Here is a 22,469-nt window from a genome sequence, read left to right as displayed (position 1 = left end):
GGACTTGTCTGTCGCGCGAAGTCCATCTCCGAACATGACGCGCGAGTCCCTTCCAGGTTCGTCCTTTCACGCTTCGGCGCGCAGGGCCTACCGGGAAGCGATGAAACGGTCGTGTTCCGACAGATACCCACTCAAGGAGTAATACCCATGACCCAGGCCAAGAAAACCATCACCAAGGAAGAAATCCTCGATCAGCTCAAGAAAGAGGGTGTGACCGACCTGAATCAGTTCGCCGACTTCCTGATCAAGAAAGTCCACCGCGATGGCGATCCGAGCCAACCCATCGTGGCCAGTGCCATCGTCTACGGGCACGGCTTCGTTTCCCACTGATCAGTTCCAACGCGTAAGCGTCCGCAAGGAGTGGCGGTATCGAGCGCGCAATCGCTCTTTGCGGATAACCCTGGACATCCTCTCGGGCCCTCCCATGCAAAGCGTATTTCGCAGTGCCGGTGACCGGAATCAGATCGCGCAGCGGCTCCTCGCGTGGCTGACGGACAACCTCTCGTTCTTCGATCCGCCCCAGGAAGACCTGCTGTTCGATCAATTGCCCGAGCAGATCGAAGGCGGGCGCGTGCGCAAGGCCTTCGGCGAGCTGGGCGTGGCGCTGCGCATCGTGCAGCGTGTCCCGCAGCTGCGGTCCATGGACGACGCCGTTCGCCTGCGCAGCTTCTGGCTGGAAAAGGTGAAGCAACGCAATATCTTCTTCGACGCCCGCCGCCGGGTGCAGTTGTTTCCCCTGCTGGCCGTCGCCCTGGCCGTACTGGAGGACCTCGGCGACGAACCGGTCGAGGCGAAACGCGTGCTGCAGAACGTGCTGGACCGCGGCATGCTGGACCGCATCGAACGCAGCCCCTGGCACAAACTGGACCTCAAGTACTACTTCGACGTCGCCCGCCTGCGCTACCGGATGCCCGACGACGCCGCGCTCTATGCCCAGAGCAGCCTCCGCCATCCGCCCTCCCTGTCCTACGCCAGCACCATGGACCTCTACGGCATCACCCACCTGATCTTCCATTTCTCCGATTTCGGCCGCAGCGACCTCACGCGCCTGGCCGGCGAACAGCTCGATGCCACCCGCGACTACGTGTCCCTGGCGCTGCGGGTCTGCCTGTTCGAGCGGGACTTCGACCTCTCCGCCGAACTGTTGATGAACCTCATCTGCCTGCGCTCCCACGACCGGGACCTGCACTGGGCGGTGACCGACGAACTGCAGAAGATCCAACAGCCCGGCGGCTTCATCCCCGACCGCATGTGGCTGAACGAGGCCCAGGCCGAGGGCAAGCGCCCCTCGCGGGAGGACGAGTTCTTCGCCGTCTACCACCCCACCCTGGTGATGCTGCTGCTCGTGGCCTGCGACATCGACACCTCGAGCCAGGCCGCCGTTGGCCATGGCTGACGCACCGATCACCTGCAGCACGCACGCGCTCAAGGAAGGACCTATGGATGTTCATGCTGGCGAGAGACCCGTGACCGAAGCGCTGGTGTTCGGCACCTTCCAGGCTACGCGCACGGCCGCCGCGCATGCGCTCGACTGGCTGGACACGGCGGCAGGCGCCGGGCGCTTCGATAGCGATCGTCTCGCCATCGACGGTCTGGCCATCACCCGGGTCTGCTCGCTGATCAACGATGACCTGACGGACGCCGCGCAGGCGCTCGTACCGCACATCCTGAAGGGGCGCACCGCGCTGAACTGGGCCGCCTCCGACCTGTTCGCCACCCTGCTGGCCCTCTCCGGCGTCATCCGTGGCGAGGATGCCATCGGCGACGACGCCGCGAACTACCTGGTCCTGCTGCGGGACGTGAACGCCGAGCGCCAGGGCCGGCAGGACGCCCTGCTGAACCAGGCGCTGGATGGAACCGCCGGCGCATTCGATTCCAGCCAGCCGGTGGCGCTGGAGCAGGCCCTGCCGCTGCGCTTCGACCGCCTGGATGCGCTCAAGGGGGTACTGTGCTTCATCGAGCAATGGTCCGCCTTCGGCGCCAGGGCCTGGCCGACCGACTCGCTGCATTTCGCCCGGTTGCTCGAGGGGGCGGCGGTGGCCACCCTGCGCGGGTATGAGCTGCCCTTCGGCATGCGCCTGCTGCGCGCGGTCCGCTACCTGGACAAGGGCCACTCCGCGGGCCTGGCCGCCGGGTTCGAGTTCCTCCGCCTGAGCCAAGGCGAGGATGGCGGGTTCGGCGACTACGACGCGGTCATCGCGCGCATGGCCGCGCAGACGCCGAGCCAGGATGCCGACCTTCCCTTGAGATTGCCGGTGACCCTCCAGGCGTTGTGGACCATGGCCGAGCTGGAGCGCCCCGCGTTCCACCTGTTGGGCCGCGCGTTCGGAAGCACAGGCCTGCTGCGGGAAGGAGGCCGGCCAGGATGCTGACCCCGGGACAGATCGAACGCTTCAAGACCGACGGGGTACTGATCCTCCGTGAGTTCTTCGACCACGAGGAAATCCTTCGCGGTCGCGAAGAGGTGCGGGCCTATTTCGGCCACCCCGACTCCGGCGACGATTGGCAGCTCGCCCTGGGCCGGTACAGCAGCAGCCAGTTCCACCTCCAGGTCCCGCTGTCGCCCGGGGTCCACCCCCGGCTCACCGCGCTCTACCGGTCGCTCCACGGGAGCCTCGAGTGGCACGGCGAGGACGACCTGATGATCCGCCCGGGGGAGCGCAGCCCCTGCGGCCTGGGCATGCCCGCCCACCTCGACTTCCCCGTGGCGAGCCCGCTGCGCACCCTGGCGAACAACGTCATCTACTACACCGACGTGCACCAGGGCGGCGGCGAGTTCCTCTACTGGCCGGGCAGCCATCGCAACGCCTGGGACTTCTTCCGCCGCAATCCCCGGGACTACATGGCACGGGGCGAGCGCAGCCAGGACCAGACCTTCGCCCTGCTCCTGCAAGAACTGCCCAGCGAGCCCACGGCCTTTCTGGGCAAGGCCGGCGACCTGCTGATCTGGCACTCGCTGCTGATGCATTCCGGCTCGGTCAATTCGCGGCCGGAAACCCGCATCGCCACGGTGGGGCGCTGGGGCATGCCGCTGGACGAAGCCGCCACCTACGACTTCGAGCGGGACATGTGGGAGCACTGGCAATTCGCCCCGCGACCCAACGCCATCGCGAACACCAGCCGTGTGGTGTATGGCGAAATGGCCGGAGAGGACGGGCCGGGCTGACCGGCCGTCACAGCCGGCGGAAAGCATCGAAGAGGCGGCACCCCACGCGGCTACGCCTCGCATCGTCGCCTGTCGGGAGGGCCGGCACGCTCACCCAAGCGGAGGCCTAATACACGTCCCGGCGGTAACGCCCGGTCTCGCTCAGGCGGTCCACCGCCGCGGCGCCCAGCAGCTCCACCAGGGTACGGTCCACCTCCTCCGCCATGCCGGCCAGGCTGCCGCAGACGTACAGCGCGGCGCCATCCGCCAGCCAGTGGCGCAGGTCGTCGGCGGCGTCGCGCAGGCGGTGCTGGACGTAGACCCGCTCGGCCTGGTCCCGGGAAAAGGCCAGGTCCAGGCGCGCCAGCCCGCCGTCCCGCTGCCAGCCGCGCAACTCCTCGCGGCAGTAGAAATCGTGGGCGGCGTTGCGCTCGCCGAAGATCAGCCAGTTGCGGGTGTGGCCTTCGGCGATGCGCGCCTTGAGCAGGCTGCGCAGCCCGGCGAGACCCGTGCCATTGCCGATCAGCACCAGCGGACGGTCGTCCTCCGGCGGGTGGAAGCCGCTGTTGCGGCGGACCCGGGCCAGCACCCGGCCCTCCAGGGGTGCATGAAGGGTCAGCCAGCCGGAGCCCAGGCCCGGCCAGCCATCCGGCCCCTGCTCCTGGCGCACGATCAGTTCCAGCACGCCATCCGCCGGCAGCGAGGCGATGGAATATTCCCGGCTGCCCAGGGGCACCAGGGCGTCGTACAGGCCCTGGGGGTGCAGGCCCACCAGGTGGACCTGACGGTCCGGCAGTTGCCGGGTGGCCAGGGCTTCGTGGAGCGGCTGGGCCAGCTCGCCGACGTTGATCCAGGTGGACCCGTCGATGCCGTGGCGCTGCAGCCAGTCCCGCACCCGCGCCTCGCCATGGCGCGGCAGCACTTCGAGGATGTCGCCGGCGCTCCAGGCCACCGGTGTCTCCGCCCGCAGCGCAACGCGGTAAGTGGGGCGACCCTGGCTGCCAGGGTTCAGGCATTCCCGCGCCGCCAGGCGCCAGGCCAGGTACGGTTCCTCGGCGTGCTGCAGCGGCTGGGCGCCGGTGAGGTCGGCCAGTTGCCGCTGCCAGCGGTCCAGGGCCAGGGCATCGCCGTTGTCCACCTCCACCGGGTCGAACAGGCTGCGGGCGCCGCTGCTGCCGAGCCAGCCGTCGAGGCGCTGGGCGAAGGCGCAGTAGCGGGCGTACTGGCGGTCCCCCAGGGCCAGCACCGCGTAATGCAGGTGAGCCAGGTCCAGGCGCTGCGCCAGCACGCCGCGCTCGAAGCCCCGGGCGCTGTCCGGCGCGTCGCCGTCGCCGAAGGTGCTGGCGACGAACAGCGCGTGGGAGGCCGTCTGCAGGCGCGGGGCGTCGATGCGCGCCACGGGCAGCACCTCCGCCGCCAGCCCGGCCGCGCGCAACTGGCGGGCGGCCTGCCAGGCCAGTTGCTCGGCGAAACCGCTCTGGCTGGCGAAGCCGACCAGCCAGGCGTCCTCGCCGGCCACGGCGGGCGCCGGTTCGCCCCGGGCGGCGTCGGCGGCCCAGCGCTTGCGCCGGCGGTCCAGGTAGAGCAGCCAGCCGGTGACGAAGAACAGCGGCATCCCCAGGCTGGCCAGCATGATCAGCACGCGCCCCGGCAGGCCGAAGTACTCGCCCACGTGGAGGGCGTAGACGCTGGCCAGCAGCCGGGCGCCGAAGGACTTGTCGGCGTAGCGGTCGTGGTGCAGCAGCGCACCGCTGACGGGGTCGAGGGTCAGCTCGTCGAAGGCCCGCGGGTGGTCCGCGTCGCGGTCCAGGACGAACACCGTCAGCGGCTCCCCGGCGCGCTCCGGCAGGCGCAGGCTGTACAGCCCGAGGCCTGGCCCGGCCGCCGCCTCCAGACCGCGCCGTACGGCCTCCATGTCGACCCGCGCCGGCCCGGTGCCGGTCGGCTCCGGCACGCTGGATCCCTCCACCGGGGCATCGTCCAGCAGGCGGGTGAGGCCCTCGCGGTACCAGTCATAGGACCAGTACAGGCCGGTGACGGCCACCAGCAGGTAGATGGCCAGGCACCAGGTGCCCGCCACGGCGTGCAGGTCCCAGAGGAAGGCGCGGCCCTTGCGCGACGGGTTCAGGGCCAGCCAGGCCCGCCAGTGGGCGCCGCGGCGCGGCCAGCGCAGATAGAGGCCGGACAGACAGAGGTAGACCAGCCCCAGGGTGCTGGCCGCGGTGATCTGCTTGCCCACCGCGTCCAGGGCCAGATAGCGGTGCACTTTCAGCATCAGGGCGAAGAACGCGGTGCCGCGGCGCTCGGCGAGGAGCTCGCCGGTGTAGCGGTTGGCATAGCGGGACGCACCGCGCGACTCGCCGGCGCGTGGCGCGAAGAACAGCCAGGTGGGCGCCTCCGCATCGGTCTTCTGCCAGATGCCGGTGACCGCCGTGCCCTGCTGGGCCTCGGCCCGGGCCAGCAGCTCCCCCAGGGGCAGCGGCGGGGCGCCACCGGCGTCCACCGTCAGGTGCGGGTTGAGCAGGTCGAGAATCTCGTCCTGGAAGGTGTAGGCCGCGCCGGATACCCCCATCACCGCCAGCACCAGGCCGGCGGCGATCCCGAGGAACCAGTGCAGCTGGAAGATCGCTTTCTTGAACACGTCGCTTTCCGTTCGATGGACATCCCGGCAGCGAGTCGCGGACGGACCCGACTCGCGCCCCATGGCGGCGAACGATACCCCCTCGACGCGGCGAGCGGGACGCCGGGATCGGCGGCACCTTGTCGAAATGTGTCCCGGCGGTGCACCTGGCACGGCCCGAAAGGTGGCCGGCGAGCGCGTCGTACACCCGGGGGAAGCGTGAGGCGGAGAGAAAAAAGGCAGGAGCCTAGCGCCGGGGAGAGGCCGCGCCGGAAGGAACCGGCGCGGCGAGGGCGTTACAGGTAGTAGGCCTTCAGCGGCGGGAAGCCGTTGAATTCCACCGCGCTGTAGCTGGTGGTGTAGGCGCCGGTGGACAGCCAGTACAGGCGGTCGCCGATGGACAGGTTCAGCGGCAGGCCGTACTTGTAGTGCTCGTACATGATGTCGGCGCTGTCGCAGGTGGGCCCGGCGATCACCACTTCCTCCATCTCGCCCTTCTTCTCCACCCAGATGGGAAACTTGATGGATTCGTCCATGGTTTCGATCAGGCCGGAGAACTTGCCCACGTCGGTGTAGACCCAGCGTTCCACGGCGGTCCGCGACTTGCGCGCCACCAGCACCACTTCGCTGACCAGGATGCCGGCGTTGGCGATCAGCGAGCGACCCGGCTCCAGGATGATTTCCGGCAGGTCGTCGCCGAAGTCTTCCTTGAGGAAACGGATGATCTCCTCGGCGTAGGTTTCCAGGCTGTTGGTGCGGGTGATGTAGTTGGCCGGGAAGCCGCCGCCCATGTTGATCATCTTCAGGGTGATGCCGTCCTCGGTCTTCAACCGCTCGAAGATCACCTTGACCTTGGCGATGGCCGCGTCCCAGACGGAGATGTCGCGCTGTTGCGAGCCCACGTGGAAGGACACGCCGTAGGGCTCCAGGCCCAGCTCCCGGGCCAGGATCAGCAGGTCCATGGCCATGTCGGTCTGGCAGCCGAACTTGCGCGACAGCGGCCAGTCGGCGGTGGTGGAGCCTTCGGTGAGGATGCGCACGTAGACCCGCGCGCCGGGGGCCGCCTTGGCGATGTTGCGCAGGTCGGCCTCGGAGTCAGTGGCGAACATCCGCACGCCCTTCTCGTAGAAGTAGCGGATGTCCTTGGCTTTCTTGATGGTGTTGCCGTAACTGATGCGCTCCGGACCGACGCCGGTGGCCAGCACCTTGTCCAGCTCGTAGATGGAGGCGATGTCGAAGTTGGAGCCCTTGTCCCGCAGCAACTCGGTGATTTCCACCGCCGGGTTGGCCTTGACCGCGTAGTAGATCTTGGCGAACGGGAAATAGGTGACCAGATCGTCGTAGGCGCGGGCGATGGTCGGGGTATCGATGAGTACGAACGGGGTTTCGTGCTGGTCGGCGAACGCCTTCATGCGTTGGAAGGTATCGCGCGCGAAATAATCTTCGACCTGGATCGACATGCGGGAAGACTCCATGTGGCAAGACAAACGGGAACAATCAGGGGTGAATGTGAACGTCTAATCCGTTTCCCCACTTTGGTTCGCCTACTTCCCAAGGCATGTCGCCGAGGATTGCCGGCGGCAACCTCTCGTCGTCAGTACTTGAGCCGGATGGATCGTTTCCAGCATGGACGTTCGGCCGCGAACTTTAGGACCAAGGGAGTCGCAGATCAATCAAAAACTGCCGCCGTGCCCGGCGGGGTCGCGCCGCGGCCTGCTGCGGGCCGCCTGGGTGAGTGACCGGCCTGCCGGGACAACGTTCCCGGGCGGCCGGGATGGACCGATCGAAGGGCGCAATACCCTTACTTTTACTATTGCAATCGGCCCGGCGGCTGCTTAAATCCAGGCAAAGGAACTCCCTCCCCACCACAAGGACGTCGACATGCGCACGCCTCCTCTGCCCCTGCGCGCGAGCCTGCTCGCCTGCGCGCTGCTCCCCGCCACCTGGACCGCCTCCGCTCACGCCGCTGCCGAACCGGTCTACCTTGACCAGGGCAGCCACTGGGGCGACCACAATCGCCAGGAGTACTACTCCATCGACCAGGGCGCGCGGATCATGCCGGCCGCCTGGATCATCGCCCTCAAGCAGCCGGACGGCTCGCCATTCATGGCCAACAGCCTGTCCCGCTACGGCTACCTGCCCAACCCCGGCAGCCCGGTGGAAGGACTGCCGGTGGGCTTCGCCCTGAGCAACGACCCGTCCGGCCAGTCCATCGGCATGAACTGCGCGGCCTGCCACACCCGGCAGATCGACGTGCAGGGCCAGGCCTACCGGGTCGATGGCGGCCCGGCCATCGCCGACTTCCAGGCCTTCCTCTCCGACCTGGACGCCGCCGTCGGCCGGGTGCTGGAACAGCCGGGCGCGTTCGACACCTTCGCCGTCGAGGTGCTGGGCAGCGGCGCCAACGACCTGCAGCGGGCCACGCTGCACCAGCAGGTGAAGGACTGGTACCTGCCCTACCACACCCTGATGACCCGCGCCCTGCCCAAGGAGCCCTGGGGCCCGGCGCGCCTGGACGCGGTGTCGATGATCTTCAACCGCCTGGCCGGTCTGGACATCGGCCCGGCGCCCACCCACCTGATTCCCGACAACATCGCCGAGGCCAACGCCCCGGTGCGCTACCCATTCCTATGGAACGCCTCGAAGCAGGACTACACCCAGTGGCCGGGCTTCTCGAAGAACGGCGACGCGCTGTTCTCCCTGGCGCGCAACCTGGGCGAGGTGTACGGCGTGTTCGCCATCTTCCACCCGAAGAAGGACAAGTCCCTGCTGAAGGTGAACTACCTGGGTGACAACTCGGCGAACTTCCACGGCCTGGAGAAATTCGAGACGCTGATCCGCCGCATCGGCCCGCCGAAATGGCCGTGGAAGGTGGACATGGCGCTCGCCGAGCAGGGCAAGGCCATCTACAACCGCAGCACCGACCAGGGCGGCTGCGTCGAGTGCCATGGCATCCGTAAAGGCGAGTTCCGCGGCCTCGCCGAGGACGAACAGACCTGGGCCACGAAGATGGTGGACGTGGGCACCGACAGCCTGGAATACAGCGTGCTGCAGCGGGAGGTAGACACCGGCGTGCTGGCCGGCGCACGCATCCCCCTGATCAAGGGCCCGTTGAAGCAGCGTGACCTGGCGTTCAACGTGCTGGGCACCGCGGTGCTGGGCTCCATCGTGCAGCACGCTTTCAAGCCGTCGTCCCAGGGCCAGAAGGCCTTCGCCCAGATCACCACGGCCCGCACCCCGCCCCTGCGGGATGCCTACCGCTACGAGGTGCTCGCCACGGACACCCAGTTCCCCTACGAGTCGCGGGTGCTGCAAGGCATCTGGGCCACCGCGCCCTACCTGCACAACGGCTCGGTGGCGAGCCTCGCCGACCTGCTCAAGCCGGCCTCACAGCGGGCGGCGTCCTTCGCCGTCGGGCCGACCTACGACATCCAGGCCGTGGGCCTCGCCGCCCAGCAGGAGCGCTTCGACTTTATCCAGCAAACCACCGACTGCAGTGCCCGCAACTCCGGCAACAGCCGCTGTGGCCACGAATTCGGCACGTCCCTGAAAAACGCCGAGAAATCCGCCCTGCTGGAATACCTCAAGGTCCTCTGACCGCACCCCCCTCCCGCCCGCGGCCCTGCCGCGGGCGTTCTTTCTTGCCGCCCCTGCCTCGCGCCTGACTGATTCTCGCCTTCCTCCTCATCTAATATGTCAGTTGAATATTGACAACATACGAAGTCTGTCCCAAGGTAATGCCCATAACAACAAGCAAGGCGGACCTGCCCATGAATACGCTCACGGCCCGGATCGGCGATGCCCGTCCGGTCGAGGTACTGGAAACCGACGTGCTAGTGGTCGGCGGCGGTGCCGCCGGGATCGCCACCGCCAACACCGCCGCCCGCAACGGCTGCTCCGTGGTGCTGGTGGAAAAGTACGGCTTCTGTGGGGGCGGCGCGGTGGCCGGTCTGTCCGGCACGATCTGCGGGCTCTACGAAGCCGCCGAGGGCGCTGCCCCGCCGGTGCAGGTGGTGCACGGGTTCGTCGACACCTTCGTCGAGGCGATGGAGCGGCGCCACGGCCTGACCGAACCGCTGCGCTACGGCAAGACCTACACCCGGGTGCACGATCCGCTGGTCTGGCGCGAGGTGGCCGACGCGCTGCTGCGGGAGGCCGGCGTGCGCATCGTCTACCACGCGGTGGTGACCGACGTGATCCGCGAGGGCGAGCGCACCCTGGGCGCCCAGCTGTACACCAAGCAGGGCAAGCTGCGGGTCATGGCCCCGGTGACCGTGGACGCCAGCGGCGACGCCGACCTGGTCGCCATGGCCGGCCTGCCGGAGACCATCGGCGACCACGGCCGGGTGCAAAACCCCACCATGATCTTCCGGCTCGCCGGCGTCGATCTCGCGCGCTTCGCCCGCCAGTACGGCGCCGACACCATCATGCCGCCCGCCGTCTCGGAGATGATCGGCGAGGCCAACGGCCGGGGCTACCGCCTGCCACGCAGCAAGATCTGGCTGTTCCCCACGCCCCGTCCCGGCGAGCTGCTGTGCAACTGCACCCGGGTCACCGGCGCCGACGGGCGCGAGCTGAACCCGCTGTTCCACCAGGATTTCACCGACGCCGAGATCGAGGGCCGCCTGCAGGTGCGCGAGTACGCGCGCTTCTTCAAGGCCTACATCGCCGGTTGCGAGGCCAGCTGGGTGGACGACACCGCACCCCAGGTGGGGGTGCGCCAGACCCGGCAGATCGTCGGCCGCGCCACCCTGAGCAACGCGGCGGTCCTCGCCGGCGACAAGTTCGCCGATGGCATTGCCCGCTCGCCCTGGCCCATCGAGCTGCACAGCGGCGAGCGGCCGAAGGTGGAGTGGCTGCTCAACGACGTCTACGAAATCCCCCTGGGCTGCTTCGTCCCCGAGCGCGGCGACGGCCTGCTGGCCGCCGGCCGCTGTCTGTCGGCCGAGCACGAGGCGGTCGCCTCGGCCCGGGTCACCGCCCAGTGCTTCTCCTACGGCCATGCCCTGGGCCATGCCGCCGCCCTGGTGGCGCGCGAGGGCCTGGCCTGCGGCGCCCTCGACGGCCGCGAGATCCGCACCCTGCTCAACCGTGATGGCGCCCGGCTCGACTGAGTCGCCCGATAAGGAAAACCCGATGACACGCAAACTGCGCAGCAACTTCACCCCCGGAACCACGCGCTGGGCGGTCCGCCGCTCGCAATGGATCGCCATGGGCATCCCCGAGGAAGACTTCGAGAAGCCGAAGATCGCCGTGGTCAATTCCTCCAGCCAGCTGTCGGTGTGCTACCAGCACCTGGACCAGGTCTCCCAGCGGGTGCAGCAGGCGATCCGCGCCGCCGGCGCGCTGCCCTTCGAGGTGCGTACCGTCGCCCCGTCGGACTTCGTCACCAGCGCCGGCAAGCAGGGCCGCTACCTGATGCCCACCCGTGACCTGCTGGTGAACGACGTGGAAGTCCAGGTGGAAGGCGCAGAGCTGGACGGCATGATCCTGCTGGCCTCGTGCGACAAGACCACTCCGGCGCAGCTGATGGCCGCCGGCCGCCTGAACGTACCGAGCCTGGTACTCACCTGCGGCTACCAGTTGGGCTCCAGTTGCGGCGGCCGCGACGTGGACATCGAGGAGGTCTACAAGGCGGTGGGCGCCCTCAAGGCCGAGCGCATCGCCCTCACCGACCTGACCGAGATGACCCGCCACGCCATCAAGGGACCGGGGGTCTGCGCCGGCATGGCCACCGCCAACTCCATGCACTGCATGGCCGAGGCCCTGGGCATGAGCCTCACCGGCAACGCCCCGATCCGCGCCGGCAGCGACGCGCTGTATGCCCTGGCCGAGGACGCCGGGCGGGCCATCGTGCGGCTGGTGGAAACCGACCTGCGGCCGCGACAGATCATGACCGCCGCGGCGTTCCGCAACGCCGTGCGCACCGCGGTGGCCATCGGCGCATCGGTCAACGTGGTTCGCCACCTCACCGCCATCGCCCAGGAAAGCGAGTGCCCGGTGGACATCATCGGCGAGTTCGAGGCAGCCGCCGAACGCCTGGGGCAGATCACCCAGGTGCGCCCCAACGGCCCCGACCGGATCGAGGACTTCGCCGCCGCCGGCGGCTGCGCCGGGGCCATGAAGCAACTGCTGCCGGAACTGGACGCCCAGGTGCTGACGGTCACCGGCCACTCCCTGGGGGACAACCTCGCGGCGCGCCCCATGCCGGACCCGGCCGTCATCGCCCCCGTCGCCGCGCCGTTGCGGGACGAGCCGGGCCTGATCGTCATCCGCGGCAACCTGGCGCCCGACGGCGCGGTGGTCAAGCTCTCCGCGGTACCCGCCCACGTGCGCCAGTTCAGCGGCCGCGCGGTAGTCTTCGAGGACGAGAACCTGGCCATCGCCGGCCTGGAGAATGGCGGCATCCGCAACGGCGACGTGGTGGTGCTGCGCATGCTCGGGCCGAAGGGCGGCCCCGGCACGGTGTTCGCGGCGAGCTTCATGGCGGCTCTGGTGGGCGCCGGCTTCGGCAGCGAGGTGGCGGTGGTCACCGATGGCGAGCTGTCCGGGCTCAACAGCGGCATCACCATCGGCCAGGTCATGCCCGAGGCCGCCGAGGGCGGCCCCCTGGCGGCGGTGCGCGACGGCGACCGCATCGTCATCGACCTGAGCCGCCGGCAGATCGCCCTGGACCTGCCGGACGGCGAGCTGCAGGCGCGCCTGGACGCCCTGCCGCCGCGCCCGGCCACCACCGAGAAAGGCTGGCTGGCGATGTACCAGCGACTCGTGCAACCCTTGTCCAAAGGCGCCGTGCTCGGCGCGCGCGCATTCAATCAGGACGGATGACACCCGATGGTCACGCTCGACACCCCTACCCGCCTCCCGCAGCCAGCCGAGGAAAGCCTGGTGGACCAGGCCTATGCGCAGATCGAAGAGCGCATCGTCACCCTGCAGCTGGCGCCCGGGCAGGTGGTGTCGGAGAACATGCTGGCGACCCTGCTGGGCCTGGGCCGCACCCCGGTGCGCGAGGCCCTGCAGCAACTGGCCCGGGAAGGCCTGGTGGTGATCATGCCCAAGCGCGGGATCGTGGTCTCCGGCATGGACGTGCGCAAGCAGCTGCGGCTGCTGGAGGTACGCCGGGAAGTGGAGCGCTACCTGGTGGGTTCGGCGGCGCGACGGGCGGAAGAGCCGGAGCGGGACGCCTTCGCCGCCCTCGCCCAGCGCCTGGACGCAGTGGGCGAGACCAACGACGGCGAGGCCTTCCTGGTGCTCGACCGCACCTTCAACCGCCTGCTCCTGCAGGCCGGGCGCAACGAGTACGCGACCGCGGTGATGAAGCTCATGCAGGGCCTCTCGCGTCGCTTCTGGTTCGCCCACTACAAGCAGGCGGCCAACTTGCCGGAAGCGGCGCAGTTGCACGCCTGCATTGCCCGGCACATCGCCGCCAACCAACCGGAGGCGGCCATGGAAGACCTCGACCGGCTGCTGGACAACGTGGAAACCTTCACCCGCGCCACCCTGGACTGAGCGCGGCCGACCGACCCGAACGCTGACCGTGCGAGCCCCCGCGCACGGCCGACCTGTGTCGCTTCGACTGATATGTCAGCCGCATACCCATGCCGGCCCATTACAAGAACAATGACGGAGACCGATGATGAAAGCGCTCATGCCCTACCGCTGGTGGATCGCCCTCGTGCTGTTCGCCGCCTACAGCATCCAGTACCTCGACCGGGTGAAAAGCTCGGTGCTCACCCCGTCCATGGTCCACGACATCGGCCTGACCACCAGTGACATCGGCACCGGGGCTTTCCTCATGCTGCTGTTCTACGGGCCGTCCCAGTACGTGTCCGGGTTGCTCACCGACCGCTTCGGCGCCAAGCGCATCCTGATCTTCTCGGTGATCGCCTGGTCGATCATGACGGTGTGGATGGGCCACATTCAGACCCGCGAGGAATACCTCTGGCGAATGGCGCTGTTCGGCATGATGGTGGGCACCGAGTACGTGCCGTCGGCGCGCATCCTGATGCGCTGGTTCAACAAGGAAGGCCGCGCCCGGGCCCAGGCCCTGCTGTCCTGGGCGTGGATTCTCACCCCGGCCTGGGCCAGCGTCCTGGCCACCCAGCTGGCCGCCCACGCCGACAGCTGGCGCCTGGTGTTCTACATCACCGGCGCCCTGGGGGTGATCCCGCTGCTGATGATCGTCACCTGGGTCTTCGACCGGCCCGAGCAGTACCCGAAGATCACCGAGGCCGACCTGGAATATGCCTACCGCGACGAACTGGCCGCCGGCACCCTCCGGCAGGGCCAGTACGCCAACGCCCAGGGGGAGATCCTCAGCCACGAGGGCCTGCGCTTCCGGGACTTCTTCCGCAACCGCTCCTACGTCGCCGTGGTGTTCGTCGACATCGTCATGCAGATCACCCTGTACGGCGCCCTCACCTGGATTCCGCTGTACCTGTCCGACGTGTTCGGCTTCAGCCTGAAGGAAATGGGCCTGTGGAGCGCCGCCTACTTCATCGCCGGGGCGGTCGGCAGCTTCACTTCGTCGTACCTGTCGGACAAGGTGTTCCACGGCAACCGCCGGGTGATGATCCTCACCTGCTTCATCGGCCTGGTGCCCTTCATCGCCCTGCTGGCCAGCCTGCAACACGCCGACCACGCCCTGCTGCTGGTGGCCCTATGCGGCATGGGGTTCTTCGGCAACATGGCCTGGGGCCCGTTCCTGGCGGTACCGGCGGAAATCTTCACCCCCGAGGTGTATGGCAAGGCCATGGGCTTCGTGAACGGGGCCGGCTACACCGTGGCGGCCTTCTCCGCGAAGATCTTCGCGGCCCTGGTGGTGGTGGATGGCGCCGGCATGAAGGACTACTCCTACGGCTGGTACTTCATCGCCGCCTGCGTGCTGCTGGGGGTGATCGCCGCCAGCCAGATCCGCCCGCAGCGCACGACGCCGGCCCCTGCGGCGCCCGCGGCGAAACGCGCCCTGTCGTCCTGAGCCAGCCCCTGTGAACCCGCCCGGCCTACGGGCGGGATCGCCGAGGCCGGGCCGTCGCCGCGGCCTAGACGTTCACCGCGTAGCCGAAGTCGATGTCGCAGGCGGCCAGGCCGCCGCGCATCCCCCAGTTCTGCGCGGGGTGCTCGTCCAGCAGCACCAGCACCGCGTCCTCCGGCAGGTCCAGCAGCGCCCCCAGGCGCTCGCTGAGCAGCCGGTAGAGCCGCCGCTTGGTGGGCAGCGTGCGCCCCTCGAACACGGTGATCTGCACGTGCAGGTAATGCGCGCGGTCCCCGGGGCTGCGGAAGTCCTCGGGCGCGAAGCACTGGTAGCGCGCCTGCAATTCCTCGTCGCTGACCCCGAACACCTCCCGCAGGCAGGCGTAGACGGTTTCCACCACGGCGTGCTTCTGGGCCGCGCTGCGGTGCACGCTTTCCTCGATCCGGACGATGGGCATCAGCGTTCTCCTCAGCGCGGGGCGTCGGGCTTGGCGAAATCCTTGAGAGCGTCCAGCAGCCCCCGCAGGTCGCGGCCCTGGGCCTCGATGAACCAGTCCAGGGCGGCGTCGCGGTCTTCCTCGCGCTTGTCCTGGGACAGCTTGAAGCGCCCCTCCACCCGCAGCGGGTCGATGGCCAGGCCGAGGATGTGGGGCAGGTTCGCCACCACCCGCGGGTCTTGCGGGTCCACCCGGTAGGCGGAGCCATAGTGGGCCAGGCGCTCGGCGGTCCGTTCGAGGATCGCCAGGGCCTCGGGCTCGCGGTCGATGACCTCGATTCGCGCGTCCATGTGCACCGCCAGGTAGTTCCAGGTGGGCAACTGGCGGTTGCGGTAGCCTTCCGGCGGCACGTAGCTGGACGGCCCCATGAACACGATGTGGGCGTCGAACGCGCTCCGCCCCTCGAACTGCGGGTTGCGCCGGTCGACGTGGCCGAACAGGCTGCCGTCCGGGTTGCGCAGCAGCGGGATGTGGCTGCTGCAGAAGCGACCGTCGGCGACGGAGGTGATCAGCGCCAGGGGGAAGGCATCGACGAAACGGCCGATGGCGGCCTCATCGGTGCAGCGGTAATCGGTGTAGTGGAACGGGCACTGGCTCATACGGGCCTCACGAGGCGGAAAGGGAAACGACGGGAGCCGGCAAGCCACGGTGGCGCTGGCGACGGTCCAGGGCGATGGCCAGGCGGCCGAGCCAGCCCAGCAGCGGCATCCCCTGCCAGGGACTGGGCGCCGCCGGCGGCAGGCCGAGGCCGTCGCCGCCCAGCAGGCGCTCCACCAGCAGCCGCCCCATCAGGCTCGACAGGGCCAGGCCACGCCCGTTGCAGCCGCTCCAGTGGAGCAGGCGCGCGTCCCGGGACTCGATCCGGGGCAGGGCATTCAGGGTCAGCCCGACCCAGCCGGCCCAGACGTGCTGCAATGGGCCCGGCTCGACCCCGTAAAGGTGGCGGATGCGCTGCCCCAGCAGCGCCTCGCACTGGCGGCGGTCCAGGCCCGGCAGGGCGAAGCAGCCGGTGAGCAGGCGGCCATCGGCCAGGCGGCGGAAGAACCATATGTCCTTGCGGTTATCGGAGAACGGCAACGGCTCGCCCGGCACGTCGCCGGCGAAGGTGGCCAGCACCAGCGCCAGGGGGCTGATCGCACGCCGGGTGGTGGCGCTGGCCTCGCGGCCGTAGGCGTTGCCGGCCACCAGCACCCGGTCCGCCAGCAGGTCGCCCTGGGGCGTGCGGATCAGGTAGCCCTCGCCCCGGGGCCGCAGGGTCAGGGCCGGGCAGCCTTCCACCAGGCTGCCGCCGGCCTGGCGCACCCGCTCGGCCAGGCCCTGGGCGGCGGCATAGGGGTCGATCTGCCCGCCCCGCTCGAAGCACAACCCACCGGCATAGCGATCGGTGCCGATCCGCGCCTGCAGGGCGTCGCGGTCGGCGGCCCGGGCCTCCACCCCCAGCCGCCGCCAGTCGTCGGCCAAGCGCACCACGGCGGCCGGGTCGACCTCACCGTCCCAGGGCTGCGCCCAGCCCTGGACCGCGCTGGCGCCCGGGCCCTGCAGCAGCCGCGTACCGGCCTCCTGCAAGCCGCGGACGAAGGGGCCGGCCGCCTCACCCAGCAGGCGTTCCAGGCTGGCCGGGGTCTGCCGGGAGGGCGCCGGCACCACGAAGCCGGAGTTGCGTCCGCTGGCGCCGGCGCCGACCCGCTGCGCCTCCAGCACGCAGACCGAGCAGCCGGCCTCCAGCCCGTGCAGGGCCGCCGACAGGCCGCCGAGGCCGGCGCCCAGCACCGCCAGGTCCACCCGGCGCGGCAGCGGCGTGTCCTGCCGCGGCGCCTCGCCGGCGTCCAGTTGCCAGACCGAAGGCGCCGCCAGCCACTGCTTCAGGCCGTCGTCAGGCATAGCGCGGGTACTCCACCGGCGCCGCCACGGGCTGCCGCTGCAGGGACTCGACGATGGTCTGGGAACGCAGCGCCAGCAGGCTGAACGAGCCGGCATCGCCCATGCCGTGGCTCGACTCGCATAGCCCGTTGAAGTACACCGGCGGGCGTCCGCCGAGCTCGACCCGGTAGTCCCGGGCGATCAGCAGGTCGTCGTGCCCGTCCGCCAGGGGCGCCAGCAGCGGCGGCCAGGGTTCCTGGCGGTCGCCGTTGCCCAGGTCGAGGAAACCGGTGGCCAGCACCACCAGGTCGAAGCGCTGGCGGCTTACCTCGCCGCTGAGGAAGTGCCGGCTCTCCAGTTCCACCCCGTCGGGGCCGGGCCGGCAGGCGAGGATCTCCTGGCAGGTGCGCAGGTCGATCCGCTGGTGCTGGCGCAGGTGATCCTCGTAGCGACGGACATACAGCTGGTTGAGCACGTCGATGTCCGAGGCCGAGTAGTTGGTGTACACCAGCTCCCGCCGCAGCCGCGCCTTGTTCTCCGGGCTGGCGGCGTGGAACGCGTCGACGAAGCCGGGGAAGTACACCTCGTCGGAGAACGGGCTGGTGTCCTTCTGCCGGTAGCCGAAGTTGCGGGTGTAGCCCACCAGGCTCGCGACGCCCACCTGTTCGCTGGCATGGAGGAGGATCTCCACCGCGCTCTGGCTGCCGCCGATCACCGCCACCCGCGCCTCCGGGTGCTGTTCCAGGGTCGCGGCGAGGCTCGGCAGGTAGTGGTTCAGGTGGCGGATGCGGGCATCCTCCAGGCCGGCGAACGGCGCCGGCACGTGGGGCGTGCGGCCCGGGGCGAAGACCAGGCTGCGGGCGCGGTAGACGCTGCCGTCGGCGGTGCGCACCCGGTAGTGGGCGCCGCCCTCCTCCACCGCGTCGATGGCCACCGCCTCGCGCTGGTAGTCCACCTGGTGGGTGAAGAACTGCGCCACCCACTTGACGTACTGGGCGTACTCCAGCCGCAGCGGGTAGTGCAGCGGCAGGTTCAGGTGTTCGTAGAGACGCTGGTTCTCGAACAGGAAATTGGTGAAGGAGTAGCGGCTGCGCGGGTTGCGCGGGGTCACCAGGTCGCGCAGCGGGTGGTTCTGGATGTCCGAGCCCGGCAGCAGCATGCCCGGCTGCCAGTGGGGGCCGTCGCGGCGCTCGATGAAGCGCACCGAGAGGTCAGGCGCCAGTTCTTCCAGGGCGATGGCCAGGGCCAGGTTGGCTGGGCCGAAGCCGATGCCCAGTACGTCCAGCAAGGGGGTCGCGGCGCTCATGCCTGCACCTCCCCGACCGCCCGCCGCGATACTGCGCGCGCCGCCGGCTGCTGGGCGGCCAGGGCCCGCTCCAGGCGTTCCAGGACCGCGTCGATCTCGCTCTCGCTGATGGTCAGCGGCGGCAGGAAGCGCAGGACCGCGCCGTGCCGGCCGCCGCTCTCGATGATCAGCCCTTCTTCCAGGCAGCGACGCTTCACCGCCCGCGCCAGCTCGCCGGCGGCGGGCGGGTGGCCCAGGGTGTCGGGAGCGCCGTCCGGGTCGATCAGTTCCACCCCCAGCATCAACCCGCGCCCGCGCACGTCGCCGATGCAGCGGTAGCGTTCCTGCAATGCCAGCAGGCCCTGGCGCAGGCGCTCGCCGTTGCGCCGCACCTGTTCCAGCAGGTTTTCCTCGTGCAGGAAGTCCAGGGTCGCCGCCCCGCTGACCAGGGCGATCTGGTTGCCGCGGAAGGTGCCGGCATGGGCGCCCGGCTGCCAGCGGTCGTAGTCCTTGCGGTAGACCAGCAGCGACAGCGGGTAGCCGCCGCCGATGGCCTTGGACAGCAGCACCGCGTCCGGCACGATCCCGGCGTACTCGAAGGCGAACATGTCGCCGCTGCGGCCGACGCCGCACTGCACCTCGTCCACCACCATGGGCACGTCGTGGCGGGCGGTGATCTCCCGCACCCGACGCAGCCACTCGGCGCTGGCCGGAATGCAGCCGCCCTCGCCCTGGATCGGCTCCACCAGCAGCATCGCCGGCTTGTTCACGCCGCTCTCCGGGTCGCTCAGCAGGTTCTCCAGGTGCGCCAGGCTCAGGCGCTCGGTCTCCCGCGCGTCCACCTGGGCGCCGAACGGGCTGCGGTAGGTGTACGGGAATGGCAGGAACTGCACCTCGCCGGGCATGCCGCTGATGGCCTGCTTGGGCGCCAGGTTGCCCATCATCCCCAGGGTGGCGTGGGTCATGCCGTGGTAGGCGCCCTGGAACACCAGCACCGAGCGGCGCCCGGTGGCGGTCTTGAACAGCTTCAGCGCGGCTTCCACGGCGTCCGCCCCGGAGGGCCCGCAGAACTGCACCTTGGCTTGCCGGGACAGCGCCTCCGGCAGCGCGGCGAACAACGCGTCCATGAAGCGCAGCTTGGCCGGGGTGGCCAAGTCCAGGGCCTGCTGCAGCTGGCCGGACTGGAGAAAATCGATCACCCGCTGCTGCACGTAGGGGTGGTTGTGGCCCAGGGGCAGCGCACCCGCGCAGGCCAGGCAGTCGATGTAGCGGCGGCCCTCGTCGTCCTGCACCTGGGCCAGGGAGCCCCAGCTCAGCACGCGCTGGACGTTGCGCGAATAGGTCCGCGCGTTGGATTCCCGCCGATCGAGGTATTCAAGCGTCTCGCTGTTCATCGGATCACCTTCCTGGCTACAGGGATAACGTGCGGATCGTGTCCAGACCGGGCAGGTCCTGGCACTGCCGGGTCTCGCCCAGCGCTCGCAGCCAGCGCCGGTACTCGAAGCCCATGCGGTCGCTGCTGACGTGCATCTCGGCCTTCGGGTCCAGGGGCAGGCGCGCCGGCCGCTGGGACTCGACGATGTGGCGGTCCTGCTCGAAGACGATGTTCTGCCGGGAGAGGATCTGCTCCAGGGTCAGCTCCGGGCCGAAGTTGATCGCCACGATCAACCAGATCACGCACTCGGCCTCGTCCACCGGGGTGGCGTTGAAGAAGGTGCAGAAGCGCTCGGTCTCGCCGGTCTTCTTTATGAAGTAGGCGGTGGTGGGGTTGAGCACCGAATAGGTGTAGCGGGCGTTCACCGGAATGCCGCGGTGGTCGCCGTAGGGCTGGAACACGCAGATTTCCGAGGAATGCAGGCCTCGCTCGTCCTCGCTGACGGTGTACTTCTTCAGCGGCTCCGGGGCGTCCGGCAGGCCGTTGAGGTTGGCGTGGACGAAGGGGAAGTGCGAAGCGTCGATGAAATTTTCCAGGGAGCGCAGCGCATTGGCCTTGTAGCGATACGGGCCGGCGTGGACCTTGCGGTAGGCGCCGTCCTCCCACTGGGGGAATTCCGGCAGCGGTCGCTGTGGCGCCTCCAGGCTAGCCCAGATCAGGCCGTAGCGCTCCTGGGCATGGTGACGGAACACCAGGCGCTTGGACGACGGGCAGGCGCGATCAGGGTGGGCCGGGACCCGGGTGCAGTCGCCCTGGGCGTCGTAGCGCCAGCCATGGTACGGACACTCGATCTCACCACCCTTCACCGCCCCCAGGGACAGCCGCGCGCCGCGGTGGCCGCAGTAGTCCTTCCAGGCGTGCACCACGCCCTCGGCGTCGCGCCAGAGCACCAGCTCCTCGCCCAGCAGGCGGACGGCAAGAGGCGTGTCGCGATCCACGTCCTCGCTGCGGGCCACCACGTGCCACTGGTTCACCAGGGCCCGGTAATCGAGCTCCTCTCGCTTCCATTCACCGTTGTATAACATCGGTCTCTCCCATCTTTCAGGCAAAGGGATGCCGGGGCAGCGCGCGGCTGCCCATCGGCACACGGTTGGCGTCAGCGGATTTCCGGCTGATTCGGCTCGAAGCGCCAGCCGGGGTTCTTCCACCCCTGCAGGTCGTAGTCGGCCAGGCACTGGTCGACCAGGCCGGTGCACTGCTGCAGCACCCCGGCGCTCTCGCAGTGGCGCAGCATGTCCAGGCGGACCTGCTCGTTGTTGCCGGCGTAGTTGTGCTCGTAGAGCTCGTGACGCCCGGCGAACTCGCTGCCCAGGGCGTCCCAGAGCAGCTTGATCAGCTTCATGCGGTCGCCGGCGCTCTGATCGGTGCCCTGGTAGTAGCAGTCGATCAGCGGCTGCACGTCGGGGTTCTGCATGTCCAGCCAGCTGGACACCTGCATGATCGGCGAGCCGCCGAGGATGGTGTTAAACACCGGCTTGAGCTGGCTCATCATCTGGGTGCCGAAGTAGCGCACGGTGGCCGCCGCCTCCAGGCGCGGCACCACGGAGCCGTCGCTGCGCGATTCCGGGTTGAGGCAGAGGTTCTCGGTCAGCGACCACATCAGGTTGCGCAGGGCGACGATGTCCGCCAGCCGGGTGCGGATGCCGCGGAATTCCGCCGAGCCGTTGGACTCCAGCACCTTGGCCAGCAGGCCGCAGATGAAGTCCATCTTCACCGCCAGGCGGGTGCCCGACTGCAGCGGGTAGCGGTTGAGGAACCCCGAGGCCGCGTAGAAGCTGCGGGCGCGCTCGATGTCGCGGTAGATCAGCACGTTCTCCCAGGGCACCAGCACGCCGTCGAAGATCAGCACCGAGTCGTTCTCGTCGAAGCGGCTGGACAGCGGATGGTCGAACGGGCTGATGGAAGACGCCTCGTAGGAGCGCCGGCACATGATCTTCAGATTCGGTGCGTTCATCGGCAGGATGAAGCACAGGGCGAAGTCTTCCTCGGCACCGGTGCGGTACTGGGTGGCGCTGTTCTGGGCGACGAAGGTGGCGTTGGACAGGGCGGCGCTGGTGGCCACCATCTTCACCCCGCGGACGATGATGCCCTGGTCGGTCTCCTTCTCCACGTGCAGGTAGATGTCGCGCATGTCGGCGATCTGCCGGGCCTTGCCCACCGGCGGGTTGACCAGCACGTGGTTGAGGAACAGCACCTTGCGGGCGCTCTTCTGGTACCAGCTGAGGGCGTTGTCGTGGTAGGGCGCGTAGAGGTTGGGGTCCGAGCGCAGGGTGGCGGTGAAGCCGGCCTTGTAGTCCGGCGTGCGCCCCATGAAGCCATAGGACAGCCGCGACCAGTGGGCGATGGCATCGCGGGCCTTGAGCAGGTCGTCCGCCGAACGTGCCGGGATGAAGTAACGATGGGTCAGATATCCATCGGGGTCCGCGCACGTCATCAGGTCACGGGTCGCCGGGTCATGCAGTGCGTCATAAAGACGCGAGACGGAATACGCACTGTTGCGCAGGGCCGGATGTTGGGTGACATCCGCGACGCGCTCGCCATATATATAAACTTCGCGGCCGTCGTTCAAACTTTCCAGGTATTCACGACCCGTCATCATCTCATTGCGATGCAACTCTTCCATAATCGTCCCTGCATTTATTGTAGTTACGGGT

Annotated in this window: 18 protein-coding genes; 9 read left to right on the top strand and 9 right to left on the bottom strand. The window is 69.0% G+C overall.

Features of this window, described 5'->3' with window-relative positions; genetic code table 11:
* The first annotated feature begins 147 nt into the window (after positions 1-147).
* The 4 genes from FM069_RS03170 (at position 148) to FM069_RS03155 (ending at position 3,166) form a co-directional block, all read left to right on the top strand.
* Entirely contained in the window at positions 148-330 is a 183-nt protein-coding gene (locus FM069_RS03170) for a hypothetical protein (RefSeq protein ID WP_143486831.1), read from the top strand.
* Positions 331-424: 94 nt separating this feature from the next.
* Positions 425-1,396: a DUF6895 family protein gene (locus tag FM069_RS03165; protein ID WP_143486830.1), complete on the top strand. Its 972-nt coding sequence runs from the start codon at positions 425-427 to the stop codon at positions 1,394-1,396.
* A 43-nt stretch (positions 1,397-1,439) separates the two neighbouring features.
* Positions 1,440-2,372 carry a hypothetical protein gene (locus tag FM069_RS03160; protein ID WP_143486829.1) on the top strand — a complete coding sequence of 311 codons (933 nt, stop codon included), beginning with the start codon at positions 1,440-1,442 and terminating at the stop codon, positions 2,370-2,372.
* A complete protein-coding gene (locus tag FM069_RS03155; RefSeq protein WP_143486828.1) occupies positions 2,366-3,166 on the top strand; it encodes a phytanoyl-CoA dioxygenase family protein in 801 nt (266 codons plus the stop codon). The genes FM069_RS03160 and FM069_RS03155 overlap by 7 nt, the downstream gene beginning before the upstream one ends.
* 106 nt (positions 3,167-3,272) lie before the next feature.
* On the opposite strand, the gene FM069_RS03150 is transcribed toward FM069_RS03155, so the two are convergent.
* Complete coding sequence (locus FM069_RS03150; protein WP_233281970.1) at positions 3,273-5,786, bottom strand: PepSY domain-containing protein; 2,514 nt, start codon at positions 5,784-5,786, stop codon at positions 3,273-3,275.
* Between the two features lie 275 nt (positions 5,787-6,061).
* Positions 6,062-7,225 carry a type III PLP-dependent enzyme gene (locus FM069_RS03145; RefSeq protein ID WP_143486826.1) on the bottom strand — a complete coding sequence of 388 codons (1,164 nt, stop codon included), beginning with the start codon at positions 7,223-7,225 and terminating at the stop codon, positions 6,062-6,064.
* 421 nt (positions 7,226-7,646) lie between these two features.
* Here FM069_RS03145 and FM069_RS03140 point away from each other — a divergent pair, with 421 nt between their 5' ends.
* The 5 genes from FM069_RS03140 to FM069_RS03120 all read left to right on the top strand — a co-directional run bounded on the left by FM069_RS03140 (position 7,647) and on the right by FM069_RS03120 (position 14,742).
* Positions 7,647-9,362, top strand: a complete 1,716-nt coding sequence (locus FM069_RS03140; RefSeq protein ID WP_233281969.1) for a di-heme-cytochrome C peroxidase — start codon at positions 7,647-7,649, stop codon at positions 9,360-9,362.
* Positions 9,363-9,535: 173 nt separating this feature from the next.
* The gene (locus FM069_RS03135) at positions 9,536-10,879 is read left to right on the top strand and encodes an FAD-dependent oxidoreductase (RefSeq protein WP_143486825.1); all 1,344 of its coding nucleotides are present in this window, start codon (positions 9,536-9,538) and stop codon (positions 10,877-10,879) included.
* Between the two features lie 22 nt (positions 10,880-10,901).
* Positions 10,902-12,593 carry a dihydroxy-acid dehydratase gene (gene ilvD, locus FM069_RS03130; RefSeq protein ID WP_143486824.1) on the top strand — a complete coding sequence of 564 codons (1,692 nt, stop codon included), beginning with the start codon at positions 10,902-10,904 and terminating at the stop codon, positions 12,591-12,593.
* Positions 12,594-12,599: 6 nt separating this feature from the next.
* Positions 12,600-13,274, top strand: a complete 675-nt coding sequence (locus FM069_RS03125; RefSeq protein WP_143486823.1) for a GntR family transcriptional regulator — start codon at positions 12,600-12,602, stop codon at positions 13,272-13,274.
* Between the two features lie 127 nt (positions 13,275-13,401).
* Positions 13,402-14,742, top strand: a complete 1,341-nt coding sequence (locus tag FM069_RS03120; protein WP_143486822.1) for an MFS transporter — start codon at positions 13,402-13,404, stop codon at positions 14,740-14,742.
* Positions 14,743-14,806: 64 nt separating this feature from the next.
* Here the strand turns inward: FM069_RS03120 and FM069_RS03115 are convergent, their stop codons facing one another.
* The 7 genes from FM069_RS03115 to FM069_RS03085 all read right to left on the bottom strand — a co-directional run bounded on the left by FM069_RS03115 (position 14,807) and on the right by FM069_RS03085 (position 22,438).
* Entirely contained in the window at positions 14,807-15,196 is a 390-nt protein-coding gene (locus FM069_RS03115) for a tautomerase family protein (RefSeq protein ID WP_143486821.1), read from the bottom strand.
* Between the two features lie 11 nt (positions 15,197-15,207).
* Entirely contained in the window at positions 15,208-15,834 is a 627-nt protein-coding gene (locus tag FM069_RS03110) for an FMN-binding negative transcriptional regulator (RefSeq protein WP_143486820.1), read from the bottom strand.
* A 7-nt stretch (positions 15,835-15,841) separates the two neighbouring features.
* On the bottom strand, positions 15,842-17,116 hold the full coding sequence (locus FM069_RS03105) for an NAD(P)/FAD-dependent oxidoreductase (RefSeq protein ID WP_178106652.1): 1,275 nt from the start codon (positions 17,114-17,116) through the stop codon (positions 15,842-15,844).
* Complete coding sequence (locus FM069_RS03100) at positions 17,109-18,401, bottom strand: lysine N(6)-hydroxylase/L-ornithine N(5)-oxygenase family protein (RefSeq protein WP_143486818.1); 1,293 nt, start codon at positions 18,399-18,401, stop codon at positions 17,109-17,111. Before FM069_RS03100 ends, FM069_RS03105 begins: the two co-directional genes overlap by 8 nt.
* Complete coding sequence (locus tag FM069_RS03095; protein WP_143486817.1) at positions 18,398-19,774, bottom strand: diaminobutyrate--2-oxoglutarate transaminase family protein; 1,377 nt, start codon at positions 19,772-19,774, stop codon at positions 18,398-18,400. Before FM069_RS03095 ends, FM069_RS03100 begins: the two co-directional genes overlap by 4 nt.
* 16 nt (positions 19,775-19,790) lie before the next feature.
* Entirely contained in the window at positions 19,791-20,840 is a 1,050-nt protein-coding gene (locus FM069_RS03090) for an aromatic ring-hydroxylating dioxygenase subunit alpha (RefSeq protein ID WP_143486816.1), read from the bottom strand.
* Between the two features lie 71 nt (positions 20,841-20,911).
* On the bottom strand, positions 20,912-22,438 hold the full coding sequence (locus FM069_RS03085) for a 4-hydroxyphenylacetate 3-hydroxylase family protein (RefSeq protein ID WP_143486815.1): 1,527 nt from the start codon (positions 22,436-22,438) through the stop codon (positions 20,912-20,914).
* Positions 22,439-22,469 lie beyond the last annotated feature (31 nt).

Origin of the sequence: Pseudomonas mangiferae, assembly GCF_007109405.1 — a bacterium.
GTDB classification, from domain to species: domain Bacteria; phylum Pseudomonadota; class Gammaproteobacteria; order Pseudomonadales; family Pseudomonadaceae; genus Pseudomonas_T; species Pseudomonas_T mangiferae.
Note: the sequence above shows the minus strand (reverse complement) of the source record. Positions and strands in the feature narration are given on the sequence as shown.

Excerpts from the sequence above, each read along its gene's own strand:
- FM069_RS03170 (WP_143486831.1), top strand. The coding sequence starts at position 148 with ATGACCCAGGCCAAGAAAACCATCACCAAGGAAGAAATCCTCGATCAG.
- FM069_RS03165 (WP_143486830.1), top strand. The coding sequence starts at position 425 with ATGCAAAGCGTATTTCGCAGTGCCGGTGACCGGAATCAGATCGCGCAG.
- FM069_RS03160 (WP_143486829.1), top strand. The coding sequence starts at position 1,440 with ATGGATGTTCATGCTGGCGAGAGACCCGTGACCGAAGCGCTGGTGTTC.
- FM069_RS03155 (WP_143486828.1), top strand. The coding sequence starts at position 2,366 with ATGCTGACCCCGGGACAGATCGAACGCTTCAAGACCGACGGGGTACTG.
- FM069_RS03145 (WP_143486826.1), bottom strand. The coding sequence starts at position 7,225 with ATGTCGATCCAGGTCGAAGATTATTTCGCGCGCGATACCTTCCAACGC.
- FM069_RS03140 (WP_233281969.1), top strand. The coding sequence starts at position 7,647 with ATGCGCACGCCTCCTCTGCCCCTGCGCGCGAGCCTGCTCGCCTGCGCG.
- FM069_RS03135 (WP_143486825.1), top strand. The coding sequence starts at position 9,536 with ATGAATACGCTCACGGCCCGGATCGGCGATGCCCGTCCGGTCGAGGTA.
- ilvD (WP_143486824.1), top strand. The coding sequence starts at position 10,902 with ATGACACGCAAACTGCGCAGCAACTTCACCCCCGGAACCACGCGCTGG.
- FM069_RS03125 (WP_143486823.1), top strand. The coding sequence starts at position 12,600 with ATGGTCACGCTCGACACCCCTACCCGCCTCCCGCAGCCAGCCGAGGAA.
- FM069_RS03120 (WP_143486822.1), top strand. The coding sequence starts at position 13,402 with ATGAAAGCGCTCATGCCCTACCGCTGGTGGATCGCCCTCGTGCTGTTC.
- FM069_RS03115 (WP_143486821.1), bottom strand. The coding sequence starts at position 15,196 with ATGCCCATCGTCCGGATCGAGGAAAGCGTGCACCGCAGCGCGGCCCAG.
- FM069_RS03110 (WP_143486820.1), bottom strand. The coding sequence starts at position 15,834 with ATGAGCCAGTGCCCGTTCCACTACACCGATTACCGCTGCACCGATGAG.
- FM069_RS03105 (WP_178106652.1), bottom strand. The coding sequence starts at position 17,116 with ATGCCTGACGACGGCCTGAAGCAGTGGCTGGCGGCGCCTTCGGTCTGG.
- FM069_RS03100 (WP_143486818.1), bottom strand. The coding sequence starts at position 18,401 with ATGAGCGCCGCGACCCCCTTGCTGGACGTACTGGGCATCGGCTTCGGC.
- FM069_RS03095 (WP_143486817.1), bottom strand. The coding sequence starts at position 19,774 with ATGAACAGCGAGACGCTTGAATACCTCGATCGGCGGGAATCCAACGCG.
- FM069_RS03090 (WP_143486816.1), bottom strand. The coding sequence starts at position 20,840 with ATGTTATACAACGGTGAATGGAAGCGAGAGGAGCTCGATTACCGGGCC.
- FM069_RS03085 (WP_143486815.1), bottom strand. The coding sequence starts at position 22,438 with ATGGAAGAGTTGCATCGCAATGAGATGATGACGGGTCGTGAATACCTG.